The 24,854-nt window shown below is 42.0% G+C and carries 18 protein-coding genes; 1 reads left to right on the top strand and 17 read right to left on the bottom strand.

Annotated elements, in window-relative coordinates; genetic code table 11:
- Positions 1–83: 83 nt before the first annotated feature.
- The 14 genes from GPS65_RS09960 to GPS65_RS09895 form a co-directional block, all read right to left on the bottom strand.
- Positions 84–734, bottom strand: a complete 651-nt coding sequence (locus tag GPS65_RS09960) for a response regulator (RefSeq protein ID WP_003212112.1) — start codon at positions 732–734, stop codon at positions 84–86.
- Positions 731–1,876 carry a GAF domain-containing sensor histidine kinase gene (locus GPS65_RS09955; protein WP_041815320.1) on the bottom strand — a complete coding sequence of 382 codons (1,146 nt, stop codon included), beginning with the start codon at positions 1,874–1,876 and terminating at the stop codon, positions 731–733. The genes GPS65_RS09960 and GPS65_RS09955 overlap by 4 nt, the downstream gene beginning before the upstream one ends.
- A gap of 151 nt (positions 1,877–2,027) precedes the next feature.
- A complete protein-coding gene (locus GPS65_RS09950) occupies positions 2,028–3,773 on the bottom strand; it encodes a phospho-sugar mutase (RefSeq protein ID WP_144456172.1) in 1,746 nt (581 codons plus the stop codon).
- Between the two features lie 333 nt (positions 3,774–4,106).
- Positions 4,107–5,768 carry a glycerol-3-phosphate dehydrogenase gene (gene glpD, locus GPS65_RS09945; protein ID WP_012009402.1) on the bottom strand — a complete coding sequence of 554 codons (1,662 nt, stop codon included), beginning with the start codon at positions 5,766–5,768 and terminating at the stop codon, positions 4,107–4,109.
- Between the two features lie 139 nt (positions 5,769–5,907).
- Entirely contained in the window at positions 5,908–7,404 is a 1,497-nt protein-coding gene (glpK, locus tag GPS65_RS09940; RefSeq protein ID WP_012009401.1) for a glycerol kinase GlpK, read from the bottom strand.
- A gap of 15 nt (positions 7,405–7,419) precedes the next feature.
- On the bottom strand, positions 7,420–8,235 hold the full coding sequence (locus tag GPS65_RS09935; protein WP_012009400.1) for an MIP/aquaporin family protein: 816 nt from the start codon (positions 8,233–8,235) through the stop codon (positions 7,420–7,422).
- A gap of 213 nt (positions 8,236–8,448) precedes the next feature.
- A complete protein-coding gene (locus GPS65_RS09930) occupies positions 8,449–9,006 on the bottom strand; it encodes a glycerol-3-phosphate responsive antiterminator (RefSeq protein WP_012009399.1) in 558 nt (185 codons plus the stop codon).
- Between the two features lie 171 nt (positions 9,007–9,177).
- A complete protein-coding gene (locus GPS65_RS09925) occupies positions 9,178–10,518 on the bottom strand; it encodes an aspartate aminotransferase family protein (protein ID WP_012009398.1) in 1,341 nt (446 codons plus the stop codon).
- Positions 10,519–10,762: 244 nt separating this feature from the next.
- Complete coding sequence (locus GPS65_RS09920) at positions 10,763–12,355, bottom strand: PucR family transcriptional regulator (RefSeq protein ID WP_012009397.1); 1,593 nt, start codon at positions 12,353–12,355, stop codon at positions 10,763–10,765.
- A 32-nt stretch (positions 12,356–12,387) separates the two neighbouring features.
- Positions 12,388–13,305 (bottom strand): AEC family transporter, encoded by a 918-nt coding sequence (locus tag GPS65_RS09915; protein ID WP_012009396.1) that lies wholly within the window; start codon positions 13,303–13,305, stop codon positions 12,388–12,390.
- A gap of 87 nt (positions 13,306–13,392) precedes the next feature.
- Positions 13,393–13,809 (bottom strand): VOC family protein, encoded by a 417-nt coding sequence (locus tag GPS65_RS09910; RefSeq protein WP_144458733.1) that lies wholly within the window; start codon positions 13,807–13,809, stop codon positions 13,393–13,395.
- 128 nt (positions 13,810–13,937) lie between these two features.
- On the bottom strand, positions 13,938–15,476 hold the full coding sequence (locus GPS65_RS09905) for a bifunctional GNAT family N-acetyltransferase/carbon-nitrogen hydrolase family protein (protein WP_012009394.1): 1,539 nt from the start codon (positions 15,474–15,476) through the stop codon (positions 13,938–13,940).
- Positions 15,477–15,491: 15 nt separating this feature from the next.
- Complete coding sequence (locus GPS65_RS09900; RefSeq protein ID WP_012009393.1) at positions 15,492–16,157, bottom strand: HAD family hydrolase; 666 nt, start codon at positions 16,155–16,157, stop codon at positions 15,492–15,494.
- Between the two features lie 308 nt (positions 16,158–16,465).
- Positions 16,466–16,816: a DUF5365 family protein gene (locus GPS65_RS09895; protein ID WP_012009391.1), complete on the bottom strand. Its 351-nt coding sequence runs from the start codon at positions 16,814–16,816 to the stop codon at positions 16,466–16,468.
- A gap of 109 nt (positions 16,817–16,925) precedes the next feature.
- Between GPS65_RS09895 and GPS65_RS09890 the strand changes: the two genes are divergently transcribed.
- A complete protein-coding gene (locus tag GPS65_RS09890; RefSeq protein ID WP_144473827.1) occupies positions 16,926–17,834 on the top strand; it encodes an RluA family pseudouridine synthase in 909 nt (302 codons plus the stop codon).
- 35 nt (positions 17,835–17,869) lie between these two features.
- Here GPS65_RS09890 and GPS65_RS09885 read toward each other — a convergent pair whose 3' ends face one another.
- From GPS65_RS09885 to GPS65_RS09875, 3 genes are all read right to left on the bottom strand, one after another.
- On the bottom strand, positions 17,870–18,436 hold the full coding sequence (locus tag GPS65_RS09885; RefSeq protein ID WP_012009389.1) for a class D sortase: 567 nt from the start codon (positions 18,434–18,436) through the stop codon (positions 17,870–17,872).
- 46 nt (positions 18,437–18,482) lie between these two features.
- Positions 18,483–21,374: a 5'-nucleotidase C-terminal domain-containing protein gene (locus GPS65_RS09880; RefSeq protein ID WP_144481824.1), complete on the bottom strand. Its 2,892-nt coding sequence runs from the start codon at positions 21,372–21,374 to the stop codon at positions 18,483–18,485.
- Positions 21,375–21,460: 86 nt separating this feature from the next.
- Positions 21,461–24,841 (bottom strand): CheR family methyltransferase, encoded by a 3,381-nt coding sequence (locus GPS65_RS09875; protein WP_012009387.1) that lies wholly within the window; start codon positions 24,839–24,841, stop codon positions 21,461–21,463.
- Between the last annotated feature and the right edge of the window lie 13 nt (positions 24,842–24,854).

The raw sequence follows: 24,854 nt of genomic DNA, 5'->3' as shown, positions 1-24,854 counted from the left end.
CCAGCTACCGTGCTCTTTTTATTCAATTCATTGAACTGAATGTGCGCTTAAAAGTTTTAGCATAACGACTAAATTCCCTTCTGTTATAGCAGCTCTTTAGGCTGACTTTTTTGATAATCCACTGCATAAAGAGCCGCTTGGGTACGATCTGCCAGCTCTAGCTTTGATAATACATGAGATACGTGCGTTTTGACAGTCTTTTCAGAAATAAACAAGGATGAGGCAATTTCTTTATTGCTTTTCCCCTTTGCAATTTCGAATAAGACATCTCGCTCTCTATTGGTCAGCTCTTTCATTAACTCCCATTTTTGCTCTTTTGGCTCAGTCAAATGCTGCACAAGAAAATTGGTGATATGACCATCTAATTGATAGGTACCTTTTTGTACGTCAATCATGGTCGTAAGGAGTTTTTCTGGTGCTACATCCTTGAGCTGATAGGCTTTTGCCCCTGCTTGAATGGCTGGGATAACATAATCTTTATCCGCATAGCTTGTCAGGATCACAATGCGGGTATCAGGCATTTCCAGCGTCATTTGTTTCGTTGCCTCAATGCCATTCATTACAGGCATTGATAGATCCATGAGAACGATGTCAGGCCGCGTTTGCCTAACAATTTCTAATGCTTCTTCTCCATTAGAAGCCTCACCAACGATTTCAACGTCAGGCTGTGTCTGGAGGAAAAACACAAGCCCTTTTCTCACAATATGATGATCATCTGCAATGACAACTCTCATGACGACCCCTTCCTTTCTTGAGAAAATGGCACCTTCACTTGAATCGTTGTTCCTTTACCGAGTTCAGACTCGATACAAAATGTACCACCCGCTCTTTTGATGCGGTCAGACATCCCTTTCAGACCAAGTGAAGGGAGGTTCATTTGCTCGTCATACTGAAACCCTTTTCCGTGGTCAATAATTTTCATTTCAAACGTGTCTTTTGATTGTTCAAGCTGAACTTTGACTTCCTCTACTTCCGCATGTTTTTGACAATTATTCAGCGCTTCCTGGCATACTCGAAACAACGTTTCATGCTGTGAATGATCCATCTCCATACAGCCTGATAAAGATAATGTACAGCGTAATCCTAAAAGTTTTGCATACTCTTGGATTCCTGTTGTGAATCCTTTTTCAAGTCCTCTTGGTCTTAGCTGCCAAATGAGTGACCGCATTTCAACCAAGGCATCTTGTGACAAATGCTGAATAAAATCAATCATTTCCCCTAGATTCTGATCATTCGTCATTTGACGAGCAGCTTTAGCAGTCAGACTAACAGAAAATAGCATTTGGTTGACGGAATCATGTAAGTCCTGTGCAAGCCGGTTTCTTTCTTCCAAAAGAGCATGTTGATGTTCGTTTTGCACAAGCTTCATCCGTTGAATGGCCGTACCAATTTGAAGCGCAATGCTTTCAAGCAAGTTCAATTCTTCTTGCGTAAATGTGACTTTTCCCTTTGCTGCCACATTTAATAATCCGAATGTACGCTTACATGCTTTGAGGGGAACTGTCGCATGATGCGTAATACCTTCAGTATCCCCAAGTTTCTTTTTCATCGCCGTTTCGATGCGTTTACAATTCATAATGTTTGTGGCTGATTGGAGTGAACCTTTTGTGTATCGATTGATGCAATAGCAATCGTTTTGGCACATGAGCTCTTTTTGATGAGTTGCCAGCGCTTCCGGTAAGGAAACCTCTGCCATCAGTTCGTACGAGCCGTCTTTTTCTATAAAATAAATCCATGCGGAGTGAAAGCCTGTGACATCCATCAGCATATGGAGCACTTCATGAAGCGTATCTTTCATTTCCGTGCCTTCATTCAGCTTTTCAGCAATTTCTTTTAACGTTTTTAATGTTTCAACCTTCTCTTGATATTCTCCCATTCTGTTTACCCCCGGCATTTTCTGCCTTCTCTTTTCATTATGCTCATTATATCATGAGCATTCTGCCGGTTCTTTCTCTAAAAGGATGATTTTTTCTCATCCTTTTGATGGAGAAAAAGCCATCATGCATTCACACGATGGCCTTGTTTGTTTATTTAGCTGTTTCTTCCACGATCTCATAAACGACTTTCATCACTTCTTCTGACAAATGCTTCAGCTTTTCTTCGCTATCTGTTAAAGATGTACCTTTGACAGCCATATAAAATTTCACTTTAGGCTCAGTGCCGGAAGGCCTTAAACAGAACCACGAGCCATCCTCAAGGAAATATTTCAGCACATTTGATGCTGGCAGATGAATGGTTTCTTCTTTTTTTTCAGCAACGAGATGTCTTTGACTTGATTGATAATCCTCGATGACAGTGATGCGCTGACCCGCGATAGCAGCTGGCGGATTTGTTCTAAAGGTATGAAGGATCGCTGAAATTTGCTCTGCTCCTTCTTTTCCTTTTAAGGTTAACGACTTTAACCCTTCTCGGTAAAATCCAAATTCCTTGAAAATATCAACAAGCGCATCGTACAAGGACTTGCCTTGTTTTTTATAGAAAGCAGCGACTTCGACAGCTAACAGCGCTGCTTGCACCGCATCTTTATCTCGGGCAAAGTCACCGATCAAATAGCCATAGCTTTCTTCGTAACCGAACTGAAACGTGTATTCTCCGCTCTCTTCAAATTGCTTGATTTTTTCTCCAATAAATTTAAAGCCGGTCAGTGTGTCAATCGTATGGGCACCAAATGCGGAAGCAACTGCACGCCCAAGCTCACTTGTAACAATCGTTTTCATCACAACAGGACGAGGCGGCAGCTGACCAAGTTTTTGTTTTTCAGACAATAAATAATGGAGCAATAAGGCTCCTGTTTGGTTGCCTGTTAAGACGGTAAACTCGCCATCATGATCTCTGACCGCAATACCTAATCTATCCGCATCTGGATCTGTTGCGATAAGAATATCAGCGTTCTGCTTTTCGCCAAGCTTGATAGCATATTCAAATGCGGCATGCTCTTCTGGATTTGGCGATGTCACTGTTGAAAATTGTGGGTCTGGCCTTTCCTGTTCAGGCACAACGGTCACATGTTGATAGCCTAAAGCTTGAAGCCCTTTTCGGACAGGCTGATTGGCCGTGCCATGAAGCGGGGTGAAAACGACTTTAACATCGACTTCATCTGCCAGCTCAGGGTGAACACTGATGGTTTTTAATTTTTCAATATAAGCAAGATCGATTTCTGCTCCGATCATGTTGATCAGCCCTTGTTGTTTTAACGTTTCTTCTGAATCAACTGAAATCGACAGTTCATTTTCTATTGCATCTACTTCCTGAATGACTTGATCTGCTTGAAATGGCGGCAGCTGTCCGCCGTCTTCTCCATATACTTTATAGCCATTATATTCTGGTGGATTATGACTTGCTGTTACGACAATCCCAGCAAATGCATTCAGCTCACGAACAGCAAAGGAAAGCTCTGGTGTTGGACGCAGTTCGTCAAATACGTATGTTTTAATGCCCTGCGCGGCAAGAGTCTTAGCTGCTTCCATCGCAAATTCAGGCGATTTATGGCGTGAATCGTATGCAATGGCGACGCCTCTTCTTTTTGCATCCTCCCCATGTTTTGCAATATACGCAGCAAGACCTGCTGATGCTTTACGAACCGTGTACACATTCATTCGATTCGTGCCAGCACCAATCTCCCCACGCATTCCTCCAGTGCCGAACTCAAGGTTTTTGTAGAAACAGTCTTCAAGTGCTTGTTGATCATCTTGATGTGCCTCCAGCCATTCCCTTAGCTCAGTATTCAGGTGCTTCTCATTGATCCATCGCTCATAATTCGTCTTCCAATTCATGGTCTTCCTCCTATATATCTCCATCAAATATAAATAATATCTATTTTTATTTTATATCTAATCACCCTTAATGTCATGCTATATCTAAAAATATGATGAACAAATAAAAAAAGCCGATATATGATCGGCTTCAGGTTGTTGACAAAGAGCTAAAATGATCTTTATTTTAGCTCTTTGTCTTCTTTTCAGCGTGATAGAAAACCTTTGCAATCTAGGAAGGACGAGTACTGGCGCGGAGCGAATTTGACATTCGTGAGCACCAGCACGCAGGACTGACAACGAATGCGAGGGTTTGTCTACACGCTGAAGCCGATATATGATCGGCTTTTTCTTTTATTCAGCATCAAGCGGTACAACTGCTTCATGGAATAGTTGATCTAATTCTGTTTGAAGCTTCTGTTTGACTGCTTCATCCCAGCCAAAACGCTCTGCCATATAATCAACGACAGGCTGTGCATATTTTTTTGCCCAGTTGATATTAAATAGTAGGCTTCCTGTTCTTCTTAAGAAGAAATCGACAGGAGTAACAGCTAATTCTTCTTCAATTGCATAGACAAGCTCTGCCAGTACATACGCTGGAATCTTTCGTTTGTCTGCTTCACCTTGAAGCTGATCTACACGCTTGAAGAGACTGCTAACGTTTGAGCCATATTTTTCGGCCAGTTTTTGAGCAATTGGTTCTGTTAGACCAACAGCTGCTCCTTCTGATGTTTTCGCTTGGACAAAGGCAGCCATATTTTTAGATCCGCCTACGTGACCGCCTGAAATTGGCATATGCTTTGTTTTACATGGTCCAAAGTCTTTGCCTGTTTCTTCTTTCAGTCCATCACGTACAAGATTTACAATGTGCTCAGCCATTTTGCGGTAGCCTGTTAATTTACCGCCAGCAATGGTGATTAAGCCTGAAGATGATGTCCATACTTCATCCTTACGAGAAATTTCTGAAGGGTCTTTGCCCTCTTCATGAATGAGTGGACGAAGACCAGCCCAGTTAGATTCAACATCGTTTTCTGTAATATTGAGATCAGGGAACATGTATTGAATCGCTTTGATCACATAGTCACGATCTGCTTTTGTCATACGCGGATGTTCCAGCTGTTTTTTGTACACTGTATCGGTTGTACCAACGTACGTTTTACCTTCTCTTGGAATCGCAAAGACCATCCGTTTATCAGGTGTGTCAAAGTAGATCGCTTGTTTTAACGGGAAGACTGATTGGTCGAATACTAAGTGAATCCCTTTTGTATGCTGTAAGTGCTTCCCTTCTTTTGAGTGATCCTTGTCTCTTAGCTGATCGACCCATGGACCTGTCGCATTGACAATTTTCTTCGCATATACATCATAGGTTTTCTGCGTCATGACATCTTCGATGACAACACCGACCACTTTGCCTTTATCATAAATAAATTCTTTTACTTTCGCATAGTTGACCGCTTCTGCTCCGAATTTCACAGCCTCTTTCATCACTTCGATTGTGAGGCGTGCATCGTCCGTACGGTATTCAACATAATAGCCGCCGCCTTTTAAGCCGTCTTTTTTCACAAGCGGTTCTTTTGCAAGTGTTTCCTTTGCACTTAGCATGCTTCTGCGTTCATTATGCTTAACACCAGCTAAAAAGTCATACACTCTCAGCCCGATGGATGTTGAAAATTTACCGAATGTGCCGCCTTTATGCATCGGAAGAAGCATCCATTCTGGTGTGGTCACATGAGGACCGTTTTCATATACAATGGCACGCTCTTTACCGACCTCTGCGACCATTTTTACTTCAAATTGTTTTAAATAACGAAGTCCACCGTGCACTAGTTTCGTTGAGCGGCTAGATGTACCTGCTGCGAAATCCTGCATTTCTGCAAGACCGACGCGCATTCCTCGTGAAGCCGCATCAAGTGCTGTACCCGCGCCTGTAATACCCCCACCAATGATAAACACATCATATGGTTTTTTTGTCATTTCCTGCAGCATTTGTTCTCTTTCTAAGCTAGAAAAAGTCATCTCTTGTTCCTCCCATGTTGTACGGTAAAGAAAAAGAGACCGCAAACACCCAAAGCGTATTTCTACACTTCAGTGCCTGCGGTCTCTCCAGTTCTCCAACCGTTCTATTAACTTACTTAAAGTATATCATACTTTTGGTTTATTTGAAAGCTTGAGCTGCTTTTACAGCCTTTTTCCACCCGCTGTATAACGAGTCACGGCTGCCTTCTTCCATCTTAGGATCAAAGCGCTTGTCAAGGTTCCATTGTTTTGCAATGTCTGAACGGTCGTTCCAGAAGCCAACTGCTATTCCCGCAAGATAGGCCGCACCGAGTGCCGTAGTTTCATTAATTTCTGGACGCTCTACAGGCACATCCAGTAAATCACTTTGGAAGCCCATTAAGAAATCATTCTTTACAGCTCCACCATCAACACGCAATGTTTTTAATGAAATGTTTGAATCCTTTTCCATCGCATCTAACACATCTTTCGTTTGATAAGCAAGTGATTCTAACGTTGCACGGACAAAGTGCTCTTTAGAAGTACCGCGTGTTAACCCGAATACAGCGCCTCTGACATCACTATCCCAATATGGTGTGCCTAGACCAACGAATGCCGGAACGACGTATACGCCATCTGTTGACTCAACTCGCTCTGCATAAGCTTCGCTGTCTTTCGAGTCTTTAAACATTCTGAGTCCATCACGCAGCCATTGAATCGCTGAGCCAGCAACGAAAATACTTCCTTCTAAAGCATATTCAACTTTGCCGTCAATGCCCCATGCAATCGTCGTTAATAAACCATGATCCGACTTAATGGCTTTTTCCCCTGTATTCATCAACATGAAACATCCTGTACCATATGTGTTCTTCGCCATTCCTTCTTCAAAGCAAGCCTGACCGAATAAAGCAGCCTGCTGATCTCCCGCGGCTCCTGCAATCGGAATATTTCTGCCAAAGAAGTGATAGTCTGTTGTTTCACCATAAATGTGTGAAGATGGTTTCACCTCTGGAAGCATTGAAGCCGGTACGCCAAGGATATCAAGTAATTCTTCATCCCATTTCAGATCGTAAATGTTGAACATTAATGTTCTTGACGCATTAGAGTAATCTGTGACGTGTGATTTACCGCCTGTCATCTTCCAAATCAGCCAAGTATCAATTGTACCAAACAGTAAGTCGCCATTTTCTGCTTTCTCACGGGCACCATCAACATTGTCTAAGATCCATTTTACCTTTGTACCTGAGAAATAAGCATCAATGAGAAGCCCTGTTTTATTTCTAAATGTTTCATTGTGTCCTTGTTCTTTTAACTCTTCACAAATGCCAGACGTTTGTCTTGACTGCCAAACAATGGCATTGTAAATTGGTGCGCCTGTATGTTTATCCCAAACAACCGCCGTCTCACGCTGGTTCGTAATTCCGATACCAGCGATTTGATCTGCTTCAATTCCTGATTCAATTAAAGCAGTTGAAATGACTGATAGAACAGAGCTCCAAATTTCATTTGCATTATGTTCTACCCAGCCTGGGTTCGGAAAGTATTGATTAAATTCCTTCTGAGCTGTATGTGCAATTTTGCCTTCTTGATCAAATAAGATCGCTCTTGTGCTTGTTGTCCCTTGATCTAATGCAAGAATATATTTTTCTTTTGTCATGATGTTTTCCTCCCCTTACATACTTTCATTTACAGCATTTGTTTGGTTTTTCGTAGAGACATAGAGTCCTAACAATACCACAATCAAAATAACGCTTACAATCCAAAAGGCTGGAGTGACGTTCGCTTTAAAGGCTGCATTGTAGAAAACACCGCCAAATGCGCCGCCTAAAATTGGACCAACGACTGGTACCCAAGCATACTTCCAGTTCGATGGGCCTTTCCCTGGAATCGGCAAGATCGCATGCGCGATTCTCGGACCTAAATCACGAGCAGGGTTAATTGCATAACCAGTTGTTCCACCTAAAGAAAGTCCAATTGCAACAATTAAGAAACCAACAATCAGCGGATTGACTCCGTCTGCAAATTTATTTGCACCAATCGCTAAGATTCCTAGAACCAATACAAATGTACCGATGACTTCACTAAGTACGTTTGCAAAAGTATGCGGAATCGCAGGACCAGTTGAGAATACACCTAGTTTTGCACCTGGATCATCTGTTGCTTTCCAGTGCGGTAAGTAATGTAAAAAGACAATAGTAGCCCCTATTAATGCGCCAAGCATTTGACCAACAATATACATTGGAACATCAGCCCAAGGAAAACTTCCTTCTAGCGCAAGCCCAATGGTGAGTGCGGGGTTTAAATGCGCTCCGCTGATTCCACCAGTTGCATATGCTGCAATAGCTACTGCAAATCCCCATCCGAAAGCGATTACAATCCAACCGGATTGATATGCGAGTGATTTCTTTAAATTAACTGCCGCACACACGCCGCCTCCAAAAATAATGAGCAGCATTGTACCTACGACTTCTCCCCAAAATGGTGTCATGAAAAATTCCTCCTCTGGTTCAGTTGCCATCCCCTATGAATGTGTAGAAAAGATAAAGAAAAAGATCCACAACAAACATACTTTACATCAGGGTCATTTGTCACCTAGTAAAGCGTTGTTGTGGATCTCCGTTTCTCCATCACATGATATTAACTTAGTGCTATAGTATCAGAGGATGAAAACGTTGTCAATAAATATTCACATTTTATCTTGTCACTTTTGGAACGCTTTCCAAAGGGTGGTATTTGAGGTCGTCACAGCTGTAGCGCCTGCTTCAAGCGCTCTTTCTACATCTTCTTTTGTACGGATAAATCCGCCTGCAAAAATCGGGATCCCAGCTCGCTCACGCACTTCTGTAATTAAATTTGGCACGACGCCCGGTAATACTTCAATAAAATCCGGACGATGTTTCCCAACGAACTCCATGCTTTTTTCCATGGCGCTCGTATCAAGTAAAAACATTCGCTGAATGGCGTATACCTTTTTTTGCTTGGCTTTTACTATGACAGAAGACCTAGTAGAAATAATTCCTGCTGGCTTCATTTCCTGACAAATAAATTCGGTCCCATACTCATCATGTTTAATCCCGTGAATAAGATCGACATGGACAAACATTTTTTTGTGATGAGCATTTGCCTCATTCATGATGCCCTTCAGCCGGCCTAAGTGAACATCAAGTAAAACACCATATGTAAATGGACTTTTTAAAAATTCCTCAAATTGCTTCATATTGCGAACAGCAGGTAAAATGGGTTGATCATGAAAACTCATAAGCCGTCTCCTTCAAAAGTGTCTTCTCCTAACAGTAATAGAAACTCTTCTATTTTTCAATACACGTAGTGTGCCCAATACCGCTTTCATCTCGCATCTTCTTCCTATAACTAACTCAAAATGATGAAATTCAAACCTTTATTCCATAAAAAAAGCAGAGAAGTCTCTCTGCTATAGCTGTGCCATGCTTTCTTTTAATGTATTGATGATAAATGAGGCGTCATCATCTGTTATATTCAGCGGCGGTGCAAGCTGGGCAACGTTATTAAAGCCGGCCACTGTATCCCCATTTTTCCCGATAATCAGCCCCCGTTTTTTACATTCAGCAATCAATTGACCAACGACATGAGGTTCAGCTGGTTTCTTGGTTTGTTGATCTTGAACAAGCTCAATGCCAAACAGCAAACCTTTTCCTCTGACATCTCCGACAAATGGGTGTTCTTTTAACTCTTGCAAACGTTCAAGCATATCTCGGCCGAGCGTCTCGGACCGTTCCACTAATTGCTCGTTTTCCATTATCTCTAGGTTGGCAAGTGCCACCGCACAGGAAGCAGGATGACCGCCAAATGTATTCACATGGCGCAGTCTGTCATACGTATCTTCTCCTGCATAGGCTTCATAGATTTCTCGTTTCACACACGTTGCAGAAAGCGGTAAATAGCCGCTTGTGATCCCTTTTGCCATAGTGATAATATCCGGCTTTACTTCCTCATGCATAAAACCAAACCGCTTCCCTGTCCGGCCAAATCCGCAGATGACTTCATCTACAATGAGAAGCGCTCCATGGGATTCACAGATGTCTTTGACCTTCTTCAAATACCCTTTTGGCGGCATTAGGATACCTCCGCCTGTAATGATCGGCTCCATAATGACCCCAGCTATCGTCTCACTTAGTTCCCACGTCATGGCTTGATCTATTGCTGCTGCACTTGCCAGATTCTCTTGATCCTCAGGGTGACGATACATATCAGGCGGTGCGACATGAATAAAACCCTGACCTAATGGTTCATATTTATATTTACGCTGCGCTTGACCGGTTGCGGCAAGAGCTGCTGCTGTATTGCCGTGATACGACCGATACCGAGAGATGAATTTTGTCCTTGTACTCTCTCCTTTTTGCGCATGATATTGTTTGGCCATTTTAAATGCGGCTTCATTGGCTTCAGAACCGCTGTTAGAAAAGAAGATGACATAATCACCGCCAAGCCACTCATTTAGTTTTTCAGCCAGCTGAATCGCCGGTACGTGGCTTTGTGTGAGCGGATAGTAAGGCATTGTCTTTAATTGCTTATACGCCGCTTCTGCAAGCTCTTTCCTGCCATATCCGACATTTACACACCAAAGACCTGACATCCCGTCTAAACAGCGATTCCCATGAATATCTGTCACCCATGCGCCTTCTGCCTCGTGAATGACCATACTTTCATTGTCCTTGTTTGTCCCTTTCATATGGTGCCAGATCAACTGATCATCTTTTGCCTGAAGATTTTGAGCCTGCTCATGTATTTTCATCTTCCCGCCCCCATGTATCCGTTTTCATCAATAAAGAAGCTTAGACCAGTTCAGCAGCACATTGCCTCTCCATTCATTATATGGATGAAACGTGAGGCTTATGAAACTGGCACTAGTACGCCTGTAAAAGAGAACCAATCGTTACTCTCATTATAAAAAAGGGGTCAGGCCGAATACATTAGACAGATCGTCAACTGATTGAACACCATCATAAGACACTTTTCTTGATACCTTGGCAAAACTGCTAACGTCGATTTCCTTGTAGGAATTCATAAGCAAGGATCGCAAATTCAAGCGCCTGTCGTTTCGGCGCCTGCATCATATCCTCACCAAGCAAGGCATGCAATTTATCCAGTCTATGATAAAGGGTTTGTCTGACAATATAAAGCTGGCTTGCGGTTTCTTTTTTAGAACCATTTGTCTGTAAAAAGATATTCAGCGTTTGATAGAGTCTTCCGCTGTTTTGATTATCGTATACAATCACGGGCTCTAAATACTCTTTCACCATACATTCAAGCAGACCGCTTTCCTTCATCATCGGCATGAGACGGAGCATATGGAGATCTTGATAAAATGGACTTTCCACCCGCTGAGGCATCACTTTTTTTAAATGCAGCACTTCTTTGGCTGCTTGAAAGCTTTTTCTCATGTGCTGAAACTTTTCACAATATTGACCGATACCAAAATTGATCTCGGTTCCTCGGGGCTGCTCCCGGTTATACAATTGTTTGATGTCGTTTGCAGCCTTTTCTGCACGCGCTTTCCAGTCCTCTTTTTTTCTCGTGTTTAATAAAATAAACAAGGTTTGACCTTGATGCTCATATGCAATCAGATGGAAACCAGCACGCTGAAAAATGGAGCGGCAAGAGACAAGAAAGTAAAGGTTCCCTGCGATTTCTTCCATTTCATGATGCTTTTGAAAGAGCAAGACTACACAGCCAGTTGGCTTTTTCACACCTTCTGTTTCTTCAAGGTGCTCTATGATCTCTTGTTCTGTATGCTCTTCTTGGAACCATTTTTGCAGCCATTCATTTTCCTTTGTCTTCTTTATCTCTTCTGTATAAAGTTCTCTTAATGTTTGCTGGGCAAGAGCATTCGCTCCTTTATCCATGACTAGCAGTTCGAATTCTGAGAGCGTGTCTGCTTGATGAATGAGCACAAGATCTGCAAATGTTTGCTTGAGCGCAAGCACTTGTTTTTGTGTCACTTCGTATCCTTTTGGCACGGAAGCAAACTGCAAATAATTCATGACCAATTCTTCCGTTTGTTTGGAAGAATCACATAAAATAATCGGCTCGCCCTGAACAGGAAGGAGTAAAAGAATCCCCCTTACGTGCTGATACACTTGATCCAATATATCCATTTGCGGATGCGGGGTCAGTAAAAGCTCATTCAGCTTTGATGATAGTGCTTCTAAATCAGCCATCATTTGATACTGACGCTCGATCATCATCGTATGAAGGTGCTGTGTGATGTTGACGAACTTCACTTCTTTTGTAAACAGAATAAGTGGAAAATCCCTTTCTTCTGCATAAGTCAGTAATTCTTTCGGCACTTCGAATCTTAGCGGAACAAATTCAATACACAAGCCGGCCGCCCCTGAATCAATCAATTGACGTAAAAACGCTTGAAACACATCCAGTTGATCATGGAAGCCTGCGGCTGTCGTTAATATCAGCTCGCCTCCATTTAACAAATCCTCTACATCAGGCACTTCTAACACATGTATCCATTTGACCTGCCGAAACAATCCTTTTTCCCCTGCTAGCACTTTTGCATGCGCAAAATGCTTCGTTTTCAACACGTCACTCACTTGGAAATGAACATCTACATTCATTCATATGTCCCCCTTTGTTTGCCGCCTATCCCCTATCCCAGAGGGTGCATGGATAAAATCCATAATAAAACTGGTAATGTCACGATACTTAAGATGGTACTGAGAAATGTCGTGCTTGAGACAAACTCAGGCTTCGTTCGAAATTGTACAGCCATCAGCGTTGTATTTGCTGCTGTCGGCATGGCTGCCACTAAAATCATAATTTGTTTCACCATATCGTCTACCGGTAAAATAAGCGTAAAGCCAAATGCGATAAGTGGGGAGATAAACAGCTTCAGCAAAACAGCATAAGAAATATGGCGATAATCCACTTGTTTAAACGAGATCACTGCAAGCTGCATGCCTAAAATAAGCATAATCGTCGGTATGGCAGCATTCCCAACAAGCTGAATACCCGTCATCAGCTCTTTAGGTAATGAAAGGTCAATCAGCTGAAATAATAGACCGATGAGCGCACCGTAAGCAACTGGCATACGCAGCACTTTTTTCAAAACGACCTTTCCATCTCCTGCATCCTCTCCGCCCTTTGCTGCATAATACATGCCGATTGTACTCATGACAAGCTGCTGCAGCACCATCAATACGATGGCAATATCCAAACCTGCTGCTCCAAAGACAAGCAGCACAACAGGCGTACCATAATTTCCATTGTTCATAAAAGCTGACGACAGAATCATGGCGCAATACGTTTCATTCGAATACCCATAAATACGAGATAAAATAAAGACACATAAAATAAGTGCAAGACAAAGCCCGACAACAAAAATGGATAGATATACATAGTCCATCGACACTTTGTTTTGATAAAAGGTTTCAAACGCAAGAAATGGTGACATTAAGTATAAAGACATTGTTGAGAGCGTATGTATATCAAAACCGATCGCCTTCTGCCCGATATACCCGATCAGGAATATGCCGAACACTGGCAGTAAGACAAGTAAAAACTCCATGCTGCACCTACTTTTCTCTAGTTGTATTCCAGATTCCTTCTGCTCCTCATTATCATACCACTGATAAACAATAAAAAAGAAGCACCCTTAAGAAAGGCCGCTTCTTTCCTCATCCATATAAAATACTTCCCACAAATGACCATCTAGATCCTGAAAGCTCCATCCATACATAAACTCATGATCCTGCTTTTCCTTAAAAGGTGAACCGCCTGCCGCTATTGCCTGTTCAACAAGATCATCGACCTCTTCTCGTGAATGCACGCGCATAGAGATAATCACCTCTGATGCCTTTTTTGCATCCACTAATTGTTTCTCTGAAATGGATTGAAAATGCCTAAGAGATAACAGCATGACAGTGATCGCATCATCAATGACCATACAGGCCGCCTGATCACTCGTAAACTGCTCCTCAAATTCAAAGCCTAGCTGCTCAAAAAAAGCGATTGATTCCTTCACATGATTTACCGGCAAATTAATATACAGATGTTTAGATTGTCGCCCCATGTTCCTCCCCTTCTTGAACACATAATCTCCTTTCAGTATATTCAGCTTTTTCTCCAGCATCCCTTTGGCCATTGAAAAAAATCTGATGTTATCAAAAAGAAGCGCCTCAACGATAGGCGCTTCCTTCATTATTTCTTATATTCAATATGGTACACGTCTCTTCTTCGGTCTTTCAGCTGACGTACAGTCCCATCTTGTCTTTGTCTTCTTAAAATTTCTAAATCGACATCACCTACGACGACCATCTCAATGTTTGGGTTACACTCTCCTACAATCCCATCTCTTGCAAATTCAAAGTCTGATGGGGCGAAAATAGCCGATTGTGCATATTGAACATCCATATTTTCGGTTTGCGGAAGGTTGCCAACTGTTCCAGAGATGACGGTATAAATCTGGTTTTCAACCGCTCTCGCCTGTGCACAGTAACGTACCCTTAAATAGCCTTGGCGGTCTTCTGTACAAAACGGAGTGAAAATAATTTTTGCTCCTTTGTCAGCTGCGATCCTTGCAAGCTCTGGAAATTCAATATCGTAGCAAATTTGGATCGCAATTTTGCCGCAATCCGTATCAAATACCCTGACTTGATCACCAGCTGAAATCCCCCACCATTTTCTTTCGTTCGGCGTGATATGAAGCTTATATTGCTTTTCAATCGTTCCATCACGTCTAAATAAATAGGCAATATTATAGATTTTCCCTTCTTCTTCCACGAAGTGAGAACCGCCGATGATATTAATGTTATATTTCACAGAAAGGTCTGTGAACAAATTAATGTAGTCTTCTGTATATTCCGTAATTCGCTGCACAGCAAGACTTGGTGACCGCTCTTCTAAATAAGACATGAGCTGCGTCGTGAAAATTTCTGGGAATACGGCAAAGTCAGCTGATGCATCTGATGCGACATCTACATAATACTCGACCTGATTCATAAATTCTTCAAAGGAATGAATTTGTTTCATTGCATATTGAATCACACAAATTCGAACAGGGAATGCCGATTTATAGTACCTTTTCGATTGCGGGCGATAATCGACATTGTTCCATTCCATTAACGTTGCATATGTGCTCGATGCTTTATCATCTGGCAAGTAATTCGGATTGATCCGCATAAGACTAAATTCATTTAATAGCTGAAAAGATAAAACAGGATCATAGATTTGATGAAGCATGACCTGCTCCACATACTGGCGAGGCGTCATTTCCTCTTGGTATTTATGATAGTTCGGAATGCGTCCGCCAATGATGATGCTTTTTAAATTTAATCTTCTTGCTAAATCTTTTCTCGCTTCATACAAACGATGTCCAATTTTCATTCGTCGGTACTCAGGACTCACCATGACTTCGATTCCGTACATATTCATTCCATCCGGATTATGGTTTGTAATGTACCCATCATCTGTAATGTCCTGCCACGTGTGGCGATCATCGTATTCGTCAAAGTTAATTAATAAACTTGAACAAGAGCCAATGATTTCTCCCTCGAATTCAGCACAAAACTGTCCTTCTGGGAAATGCTCAAGATGGCTTTCAAGATGTTCTCGTTTCCAAGGGTCCATGCCTGGAAAGCATACCTCTTGCAACGCAATGATTCGGTCAATATCCTCTTCCCGAATATTACGGATCACCATTCTTTTTTCAAAACGCGTTAAGTCTAGTTTTTCTGCCATGATGTATTTGCCCCCTTACTGATCCTCTTTTTCAAGCTGATGGAATAGCTGGAGCAATTCGATTTCAGCCATGGATTCTAATCTGACATCATATTCTTCAAATTGAAGCGTGCTCGTGACTTTGTTTGGAACGATCACACATTTCATACCTGCTCGTTTGGCAGCTACTGATCCATTCACAGAATCCTCAAATGCCACGCAATCTTTTGGCTCGACCCCTAAGCATCGTGCGGTTTGCAAATAAAGCTCTGGATTTGGTTTCACTTCTTCCACATCATCTGACGTGCGGATACATTCAAAGTAGTCGAAAAGACCAATCTGCTTTAGGTGATCAGACACCCATTTATAGTCTGAGCTGGAAGCAAGGCCAATCTTGATACCGAGCTCCTTTGCTGCTTCTAAATAAGCTTCTACACCAGGTCTTGCTGATTCGTCCTTCATTCTTTGTTGAAAACGAGAACGCCGATCTGCTGTGAGTGTCTCATGATCCAGCGTCTTCCCTAGCTGCTTTTCCAAATATTCAAATGGCTTAAAGCCTGCCTGCGTGCCAATGACCTTGCCCCATACAGAAAGAGGCAGATCTGATTCATGCTCCGCAAACATTTCTTGTAAAACCTCATATTCATGTGTTTCTGTATCTAAAATTAATCCGTCGAAATCAAATATAATCGCCTTTACCAACGAGGCCACTCCTTTTTTTACAAAAGTCTCAAACATATACCCAATGCTATCATATCGTGAATAAAATTGACTTTCAAAGATGAATGTCTGCTAAAATGATTATGTATAAAAGGAGCCTGCATCGTTTGTCAGGCTCCTATCCGTGTTCGGTTCATTCTGCAAGAGATCCAAGCGCTCCGATTCGTGGAGAAATAGACGATGTTGAAAAAGAGCGGGTTTGGTATTACAGATCTTAAAGGTTTCTCCGTTCCCTTAAAAATAGTATGTGCGAGGGCCTTGTAAGTTAACAAGGAAGTTCACACCATCTTTTACGCATTTTGAAGGTGACGGCTAGCAAAATCGTCTAGATCAAAAGGAAAAGAAAAGCCGCAGGCGTTGACCTGCTCACGGTTTCGCTCGAATAACTCACGATCTCGTTTGGTGAGATGACGTTTCGGTTTTACAATAATGGTATGTAATAGCTGAAGTCCCGATAAAATACGAAAAGCATCATCCATCGTTCCGTTATATACGCCATCAATAAAGGTAAGCGAGCGATCTTTCTGGCGCGTATCCCGCTCCTGTCCATTGACAGCATGAGAAAGAAGATCTTCAACATCCTTTGATATTTCTTCAATTGCCTGCTCTTGCAGGTCTGTAGCAGCTTTCATTAATCTCACGTGACATCTACCTCTCTGTCGTTATTTCTCCATTCAGAATAGCACAGAAAAAAAGGCATTCGCCAAGGTAAGTGTTTCCTATATATACCCAAAGAGAGGAACGGATATCATGATTATAAAAGGACACACGCTCTCACTAAAAGTAGACGAGCAGTATCATCACACTTCACTCAGTCATTTTTTAAAGACAGCCGTATCTGCATCAAAACCGATTATTCATTTTTGGATGGAGCATCAAAAGGTTCGTTTAAATCAAAAGCCTGCCCATCACGCGGCTAAAGTCAGTCAAGGCGATCAGATCATCATTGATTTATTTGAAACAGAAGAAAGTGATGTGACACCGGAATACGGTGAATTAGAAGTACTCTTCGAAGACGAGCATTTATTAATTGTACAAAAACCTGCCGGACGACCAACTCATCCGAATGAACAAGGACAAACTGGCACACTGGCAAATCTTGTGGCATTTCATTTCCAAGCAAATGGAGAAGAAAAGCGGGTAAGACATATCCACAGGCTAGATCAAGACACAAGCGGAACCGTCATTTTTGCAAAGCATAGATTAGCTCATGCGGCTCTTGATCAAATGCTTTCTAAAAAAACAATTAAACGCACATATATCGCCATAGCAGAGGGACTTTTCAAAAAGAAGAAAGGCACCATCGATGCAGCGATCGGTCGTGACAAACACCACGCAGTGAGACGAAGAATTTCTCCTACAGGGCAAAAAGCTGTGACTCATTTTCAGGTCATGGACATGAATAAACGTCTGCAACTAACAGCGGTTAAACTACAACTAGAGACGGGTAGAACGCATCAAATTCGTGTCCACCTTAGCAGTCTCGGGCACCCACTAGCTGGAGATACGTTATATGACGGAGTTCGTGAATACATCAACAGGTGTGCTCTTCACGCCAAGCAAGTTGACATGAAACATCCTTTTACAGGTGAGCATCTGATCATAGAAGCTCCTTTACCACCTGATATGGACCAACTCATGAGTCAAATCATCCATTAACAAAAAGCCTGCGTACGAAAGCAGGCTCTTTTTCTTTATTCAGACACTCTTTTTGCATATATAATATACCGCTCTGGCGCATTGCCGACGAAATGAAAAGGATAGCATGTCGTTAATATCAGCTCTTCCTTTTCATTTTGCAACGTAATGATGGATGTATCATGCTGATCAACAATTTTCGTATGTGTGATTTCATATATAAATTCACCATACGGCACAGTGATTTTCAGCTGATCTCCAATATCTAGTTCGCCTGTCCGGCGAAACACCGTGTCACGGTGACCAGAAAGGACAATCTGTCCATTTTGATCCGGATAATAACTGTCTTTGTAGTGTCCTACTCCCTTTGCAAGGTCATCCGCATCTGTCCCTTCGACAATCGGAAGGTCTGCTTTTAATTTTGGAATCGTCAGGATGCCAGAGGCTTTACCTATTTCAGGAGCAAACTGCTTCTTGGACATCCCTTGATCGGTCGCCACGACCTTCTTCGCTTCGTCTAATGATTGGGCTGTTTGAAGATGAGTTGATGCGATTTGCCATATCCCCCAGCCGAGCAGCACAATCCCGGCTGTCATCACAGTCAGCGCAAGCCACTTTTTCATGCTTAAACTCCTTTGCCTGTTACATTTCTCTTAGATGATACGCTTTTTAGCTTGCTGCTTTTTCTTCTTGTTTTGCTTTTTGAATTCGTCCCTCTTTTTGATACACAATGGAAGCTCCCTCAAAGCTTTTCACAAAATCGACAGTGGCTTCTAAATCTTCTGGGCCAGTTTCAGGGTTTTGTCCAAGCCTGCCGATTGGTGCATATTTACTGCCAGTTGCTGTTGCCATGAAGTTATTCACAGTGAGTGTATACGTTTGATCGAGAGCTAGGGCTGAACCATCTGGCAGCTTCAAGTCGACTACTTTATATGTTACAGGATCATAGGAATATGAAAAGCCTGAAATGCTATAATCTGGTCCAAATTGTGGAGAAATTTGTGCTTCTATGATCTCTACTAAGTCTTTTCCCTTGATCTCTAGTTTGACTAGAACGTTGCCAAATGGCTGAATATTAAAGAGATCTCTCCATTTTATCGGCCCTTTTTCAAGGTTTTGCCTAATACCGCCTCCATTCATCATGGCAAAGTCACTTTTCATTGAATATCTCATACCATCCGCAATCAAATTACCAAGCGGCGTGTCTCCATCATTTGAATAGCCGCCTTCCATTTTGACCCCGGCTTCTCCAACAACCTCACTAATAATCGGCTCCACTTCTTTCCCGTAATGAGCCAAGATGTCTGCTGCTTCCTTGTCCTTTTCTATTCCAGCCTGATCTACATACTGGATATTTGCACTCTTTTTGACGATATCCTTCGTTTTACGGTCAAGTGTCACATTGACTTCGCCAATCGCCTTCCCGTATTCAAAGGCTTGCACAATTAATTTTCCATTGACCTCTCCATTGACCACTTCGTGATTATGACCTGCAAAAATGACATCAATTTCTTCATCACCTTCTTTGGCAAGCTTTGCACTCTCTCCAGTGATGGTATCGCCATTTTGAGAGGCTGTCATATGAGCTAAAACCGCTATAGCTTTAATTCCTTTTTGTTTTAATTCCTTCGTGGCTTCATTCACGGCTTTGACTTCATCTGTAAACTGAATGTCTTTAATCCCTTCTGGCATGACCATTCCTGCCGCAGACTTGGTCACAACGCCGATAAATGCGATAGGGATTCCTTCAACATCAATGATTTCGTAAGCCGGTAAAAGCGGTTTACCTGTATCCTTGTACTCACAGTTCGCACAAACGAGCGGAAAGTTCTGTCCGTCATACCCCTTTGTCCCTTTTGGATGATCTCCACCATTTAAGATACGCAATAGCTCGTCTACCCCTTCATCGAATTCATGGTTGCCAACCGTGCCGACATCAAATCCAATGTTCTCCATGAGTTCAACGGTTGGTTCATCTTGCAGAAGTGAAGATATTGGAGAGCTCCCGCCAATCATATCTCCAGCATGGACCGTAATCGTATTTTTGTGCGCTGCTTGTTTTTGCTTCATATAGGCTGCGACATAATCCATCCGCCCGTACATGGCTTTATTGCCGTCACCTTTTAAATCCAATTCGTATTCTTGATCAATTTTACCGTGTAAATCATTCATACTTAAAATCGTTAATGGTACTTCGCCCGCATCCTTTACCGGCTCGTAACCAGCCTGCTCTGCTTCTTCTTTAGAAGCAAAAAAGATCCGTTTATCCACATCGATTTCTTTCCATTTGTCAGGGGACACGTAGGTTTTGACAGATGAATCGCCAACATAGCGTGTCAGTCCTTTTTTCTGTTCACGTGCTCTAAATTCAAACGGCTGTTCAAGCAGAGGGACCGCTTCGTCCCAAATGCCCAGTCCTTTTTCCTTTGCTTCTTTTACTGCTTTTTGATACGTATGATAGTCCTTTTCATCTCCAATTGGCCAGATGAAATAAGTAGGGGCATATCCTTTTTTCACAAGCTCTAGATTTGTATTTAACCCTTTTTTGGTTTTCACCTGAGCTAAAAGACGTCCATAGTGATCCTTAGCTTCAGGACCAATTTTTAATGTGACTTGGTCACCGCTCGAAAGTAGTGTTTTTAAATAGTCAGTCGCTTGCTGTCCAAAACGCAATTGGTTTTTGTCTAATTCACTTTTTGGCTGATGATACGTTTCTGGCGTGTCCATATTCACAAAACGCACCTTTGTTGTACCTAGAACGGGCTTCTTTAAATGAATCGTATCTCCATCCACCACACGGTCAACCGTTGCTTTGTATTCTTTCTTCATCTTTGGCGGCTTTGGCTGGCGTTTGAGAAGATTGATATCATCCTGATGTCTTGGAAGCACCTGCAGCGTATCATACCTGCTTAACACCCCTGTAAACTCGTACCATTTCCCTGTCTTTACTTTATCAATCACATTCGTATCGACCATCACTCTCAGTGTGGTGCTGTGATATTTTTTATCAATGATCACCACATTGTATCCACCGCCAGCCGGCTGAGCTGGTTTTGTCTCTACATAGCCTTTGACCTTCACTAGTCTTCCTTCATGTTTACCTGCTTGTTCCATTTCTAGCTGCTTCACAGACACTCGCTTCGCCTTTGGCAAGGGTTGGTTCACAGTATCTACCTTCAGACTACCTTGATCTGGCACAATTTCAATCAGTCCTTTATAAGACATGATCTTACCAGTCACTGTCACCTTCATCCCTGCTTTTAGTTCCGGGAAGTGATTGGGCTGGGCTGAATAAACATTGATTCCGGCTGATTTGTCTTGAATGTATGTGGACAGTTTTCCATTGCCTATAGCTGATTGATCTGCTGTTACAATGCCACTTACCGTCACGGTCTCTCCTATGAGCTGACGGGCTTTTTTGATCTGCACAATCTTTTTTATTTCTTTCTTTTCAGATGCACTGACCTCGCTCACTGCGGACATGCCAGGCAATAAGGACTGCAAACTAAAGATCACCAAAACCAAACAACAAATCATTCGAATAGATAACATTCGTTTCATTAGACCTCTCCCCTTTGCGCTTCATCTCTCATAGTGTACAAAGTAAATATTGATGTTGAATGGATTTCATGTAAAACTTGTCTTTTTTAACTCATCGGAAAGGTAATTATCACTCGTGTTCCCTCAAAGCTTTTACTTTCAAAACGAATGGTGCCACCATGGCTTTCAATGATTTTAATGGTCATCATTAAACCGAGGCCTGTTCCCTTTTCTTTTGTTGTATAAAATGGTTCACCGAGTTTCCCTATTTCGTCCTCTGGTATTCCCTTTCCTTGGTCTTCAAAGATCAACATCATCTGATGATCTTTCATGAGAGAGGTCACCTTGATGACACCTGTCACACCATCCATCGCTTCTATTCCGTTTTTAAGGATGTTTAGGAAAACTTGTTTCAGTTCATTCGGAATGCCTTGAATGTTAGGGAGCGATGGAGACAGCTTTTTCTGAATAGATACGCCTTTTAAGACCGCCTGAGATTCAACGACCATGATCACTTCTTCGAGCAGAAGATTGACATGTACCGGTTCAAATTTCACCGATTTGCTTCTCGAAAGTACGAGAAATTCATTAATAATTGACTCGAGCCGATTAAACTCTGACATCATGACATCTGCATAATCTTTCTGATACTTTTTACTTTGAATCATCAGCTGTAAAAACCCTTTTAATGAGGTCAGCGGGTTCCGTATCTCATGAGCGATGCCTGCTGCAAGCTGCCCTACTGCTGACAGCATCTCTGATTTCATCAGCATCTTCTCTGACTGCTTTTGATTGGTGATATCCTCTGAAATCCGCATGACGGTTGACTGCATCTTGTCAGGATCATCAATTCGATGTAAAGAGACTCTTTCCCATCGTTCACGTCCACATAAATCTTGAAAGTACAACTCACCTGTCCAGCTGCCCTCTCTTAAACAAACTTTCCATTGTTTCTCTAAATCATCACATTGACATAGTGAATGATAGACGGAAAAAATATCTTTGCCGATCAGGTCATATTCGTGTTGCTGGACGAATTGACAGAAACGCTGGTTCACGCATTGGATGACCCCTTCCTCAGTTGCCACAACAATATGAATATGGCTGTTATCAAGTGCCGTCACCGCTAGATGAAGCGACTGCTTAATTTTCGTTACTTCAGTCATTTTCATCCAAGTCATCACCGCTCCTTCATGTTCTTCATCGAAGATGGGTGTGATGTGAACGGTGAATTGCTCGCCTTCGTTCGTTTCAATTTCACGTTCGATCGCGCGCCTATCCGATATGACGGATTGGATATCATGACAGAGCGTTTCCTTCGTGAGTTTTTTAGCCATCGACTGAAAGGATTGCTGATGTCTAATTTTCGCTGAAGTAAATAAAGAGGCAGCTGTAGGAGTGTAATAGCGAATATTCATGTCCTTGTCTACAAACAGCGTTGCAAGCTCCGGCTTGATAGAGGGTTTGTACAGTTCTTCTCTTGTCACCCTTAAATTGTTTATGATATTTATATAATGCTCGTGTTTTTTCTCAATCTCCTCTAACTGCGTGTGTTTCTCTTTTAATTGAGCCCTTGCCTCCTGCTCCTTTTGTTTGACTTCATTGAGTTCATTTTCCAAATCGACTATACGCTGTTGATAGACTGAATTCAGATCTGACATCCCTATTTCCCTGCCGTTCTTTTGATTTTTCCCTCTCTCATTCATTCGTATGAGAATGACGTATACTCCCTTAAAACGGCGGTCAAAACTTTTCACGGTAAAATCTGCATACTGCTTGCTGCCTTTTTCTGAAATGAGAACATGTTGAAACACAACCTCTGTCTCGTCTGTCCACACCTTTTGAAAGGTTTGACTGAGCATCTCTTTCATATAATCAGGTGTCACATATTCACATGATTGATCTGACACTTCTGTATGATCTAAAAAAGAATATGCACCCTTTGATACTGCCAGGATTTTGTCACTATCATTGATGACCATACATGCATCATAATCCTCGCTTACTTCTTTCATATATTGTGCAGCTCGCGCTTTCAACTCGATATCACGAGCGTCTGATGTCCAAGGGACATGTGGTTTTGAAATGTTTGAATGGGTGTAAATGTTCCATTTTTCATTAAATAAATGAAATAAACGAGGGATATTGGGTACAGTTTCATTTGGCCCTAATATTAATATCCCTTCATCTTTTAAAGCATATTGGAATCGGGACAATACTCGTTTTTGCACTTCAGGCTGGAAGTACATCAGAACATTTCGGCAACTGATAAAATCGAGGTGGATAAAAGGTGAATCGATCAATAAATTGTGAGGTGCAAAGACAATATGTTTTCTAAGCGACTGCTTCACAATAAAAGCGTCACCTTTCCTTTCGAAATATCGCGCCCGCCATTTTTCCGGCATCCTTGCCATAGACTCTACTGAGTAAAGACCTTTACTAGCTTTTTGAATGGCTTTCCGATTGATATCTGTTGCAAATACTTGAAGTTCAATGGTCACTTGTCTTCGCTTCATTTCTTCTAAAAATAAGATCGTAAAAGAATAGGCTTCCTCTCCTGTCGAACATCCAGCAATCCAAATACGGCAACGAGATTTCCCGTTTTTCACCGCATTTTCAATGATCGTCGGAATGATTTGATGTTCACATACATGAAAAGCCTCCCTATCTCTAAAAAAAGATGTCATGCCGCTTAGAAGCTGTACGTGCAGAAGGTCAAGCTCATCTGGTTCTCTTTCTAATAAGTAGTCGTACTCTGCTAACAATGAAATCTGATTTTTTGTAGCCTTCATTCGCTTTTGAATGACAGATAGCAGCCTTTTCCTTTCATAGTTTGAAAAGGCAATGCCTTTATACATTTCAAGACGTTCAATGATTCTCAGTAAAACAGGATCTGCCTCATCAATATGCGGAACATTCATGATATTGGAGATGTATGCCGCAAGGGTGGAAGGGTCCTTGAATGATTGTTGATACAAAGTATCAAAACCACTTTCTTCCTCACTGCACGATAAAGCTGTACCGCCCTGCTCAACCAACTGAAGCAAGCCATTTCCCACGCAATGACCTTTTTGAAAGAAAATCGCATAAGCCTCCTCTTTTTGAACGCTGGCAAGAGATTGAAAAAGCAAGTCCACAGAGCAAGCCATGCACGCAGGCAGCTGCTCTGATAGGTGCAGCCGCTGATCTTCTGTTAACGTCACTACCGCATGCTGTGGACAAAAATAAATCGTCTTCTTCATGACTTTCTCACCATGTTTAATCGTTTTTGCCCGGTAGCCAATCGGTAAAACAAGTGCTTCCAAATCAGTTATACAATCGCCTGTCACATGATTTTGCACAACAATAAAAGAGGCATTTAATTCATGTGGAAATGATTGAAAGAAAGCCTCAAGATGATGCTGTTCAAACGGCGAAACACCGATGCCAATCACTGGTGTCTGCACATGTTCGTCTTCTATCAAACGATTAATGATTTTGTCCTGCATCTGGTACCCCCAT

The sequence above is a fragment of the Bacillus pumilus genome (assembly GCF_009937765.1).
GTDB classification, from domain to species: Bacteria; Bacillota; Bacilli; order Bacillales; family Bacillaceae; genus Bacillus; species Bacillus pumilus_O.
Note: the sequence above shows the minus strand (reverse complement) of the source record. Positions and strands in the feature narration are given on the sequence as shown.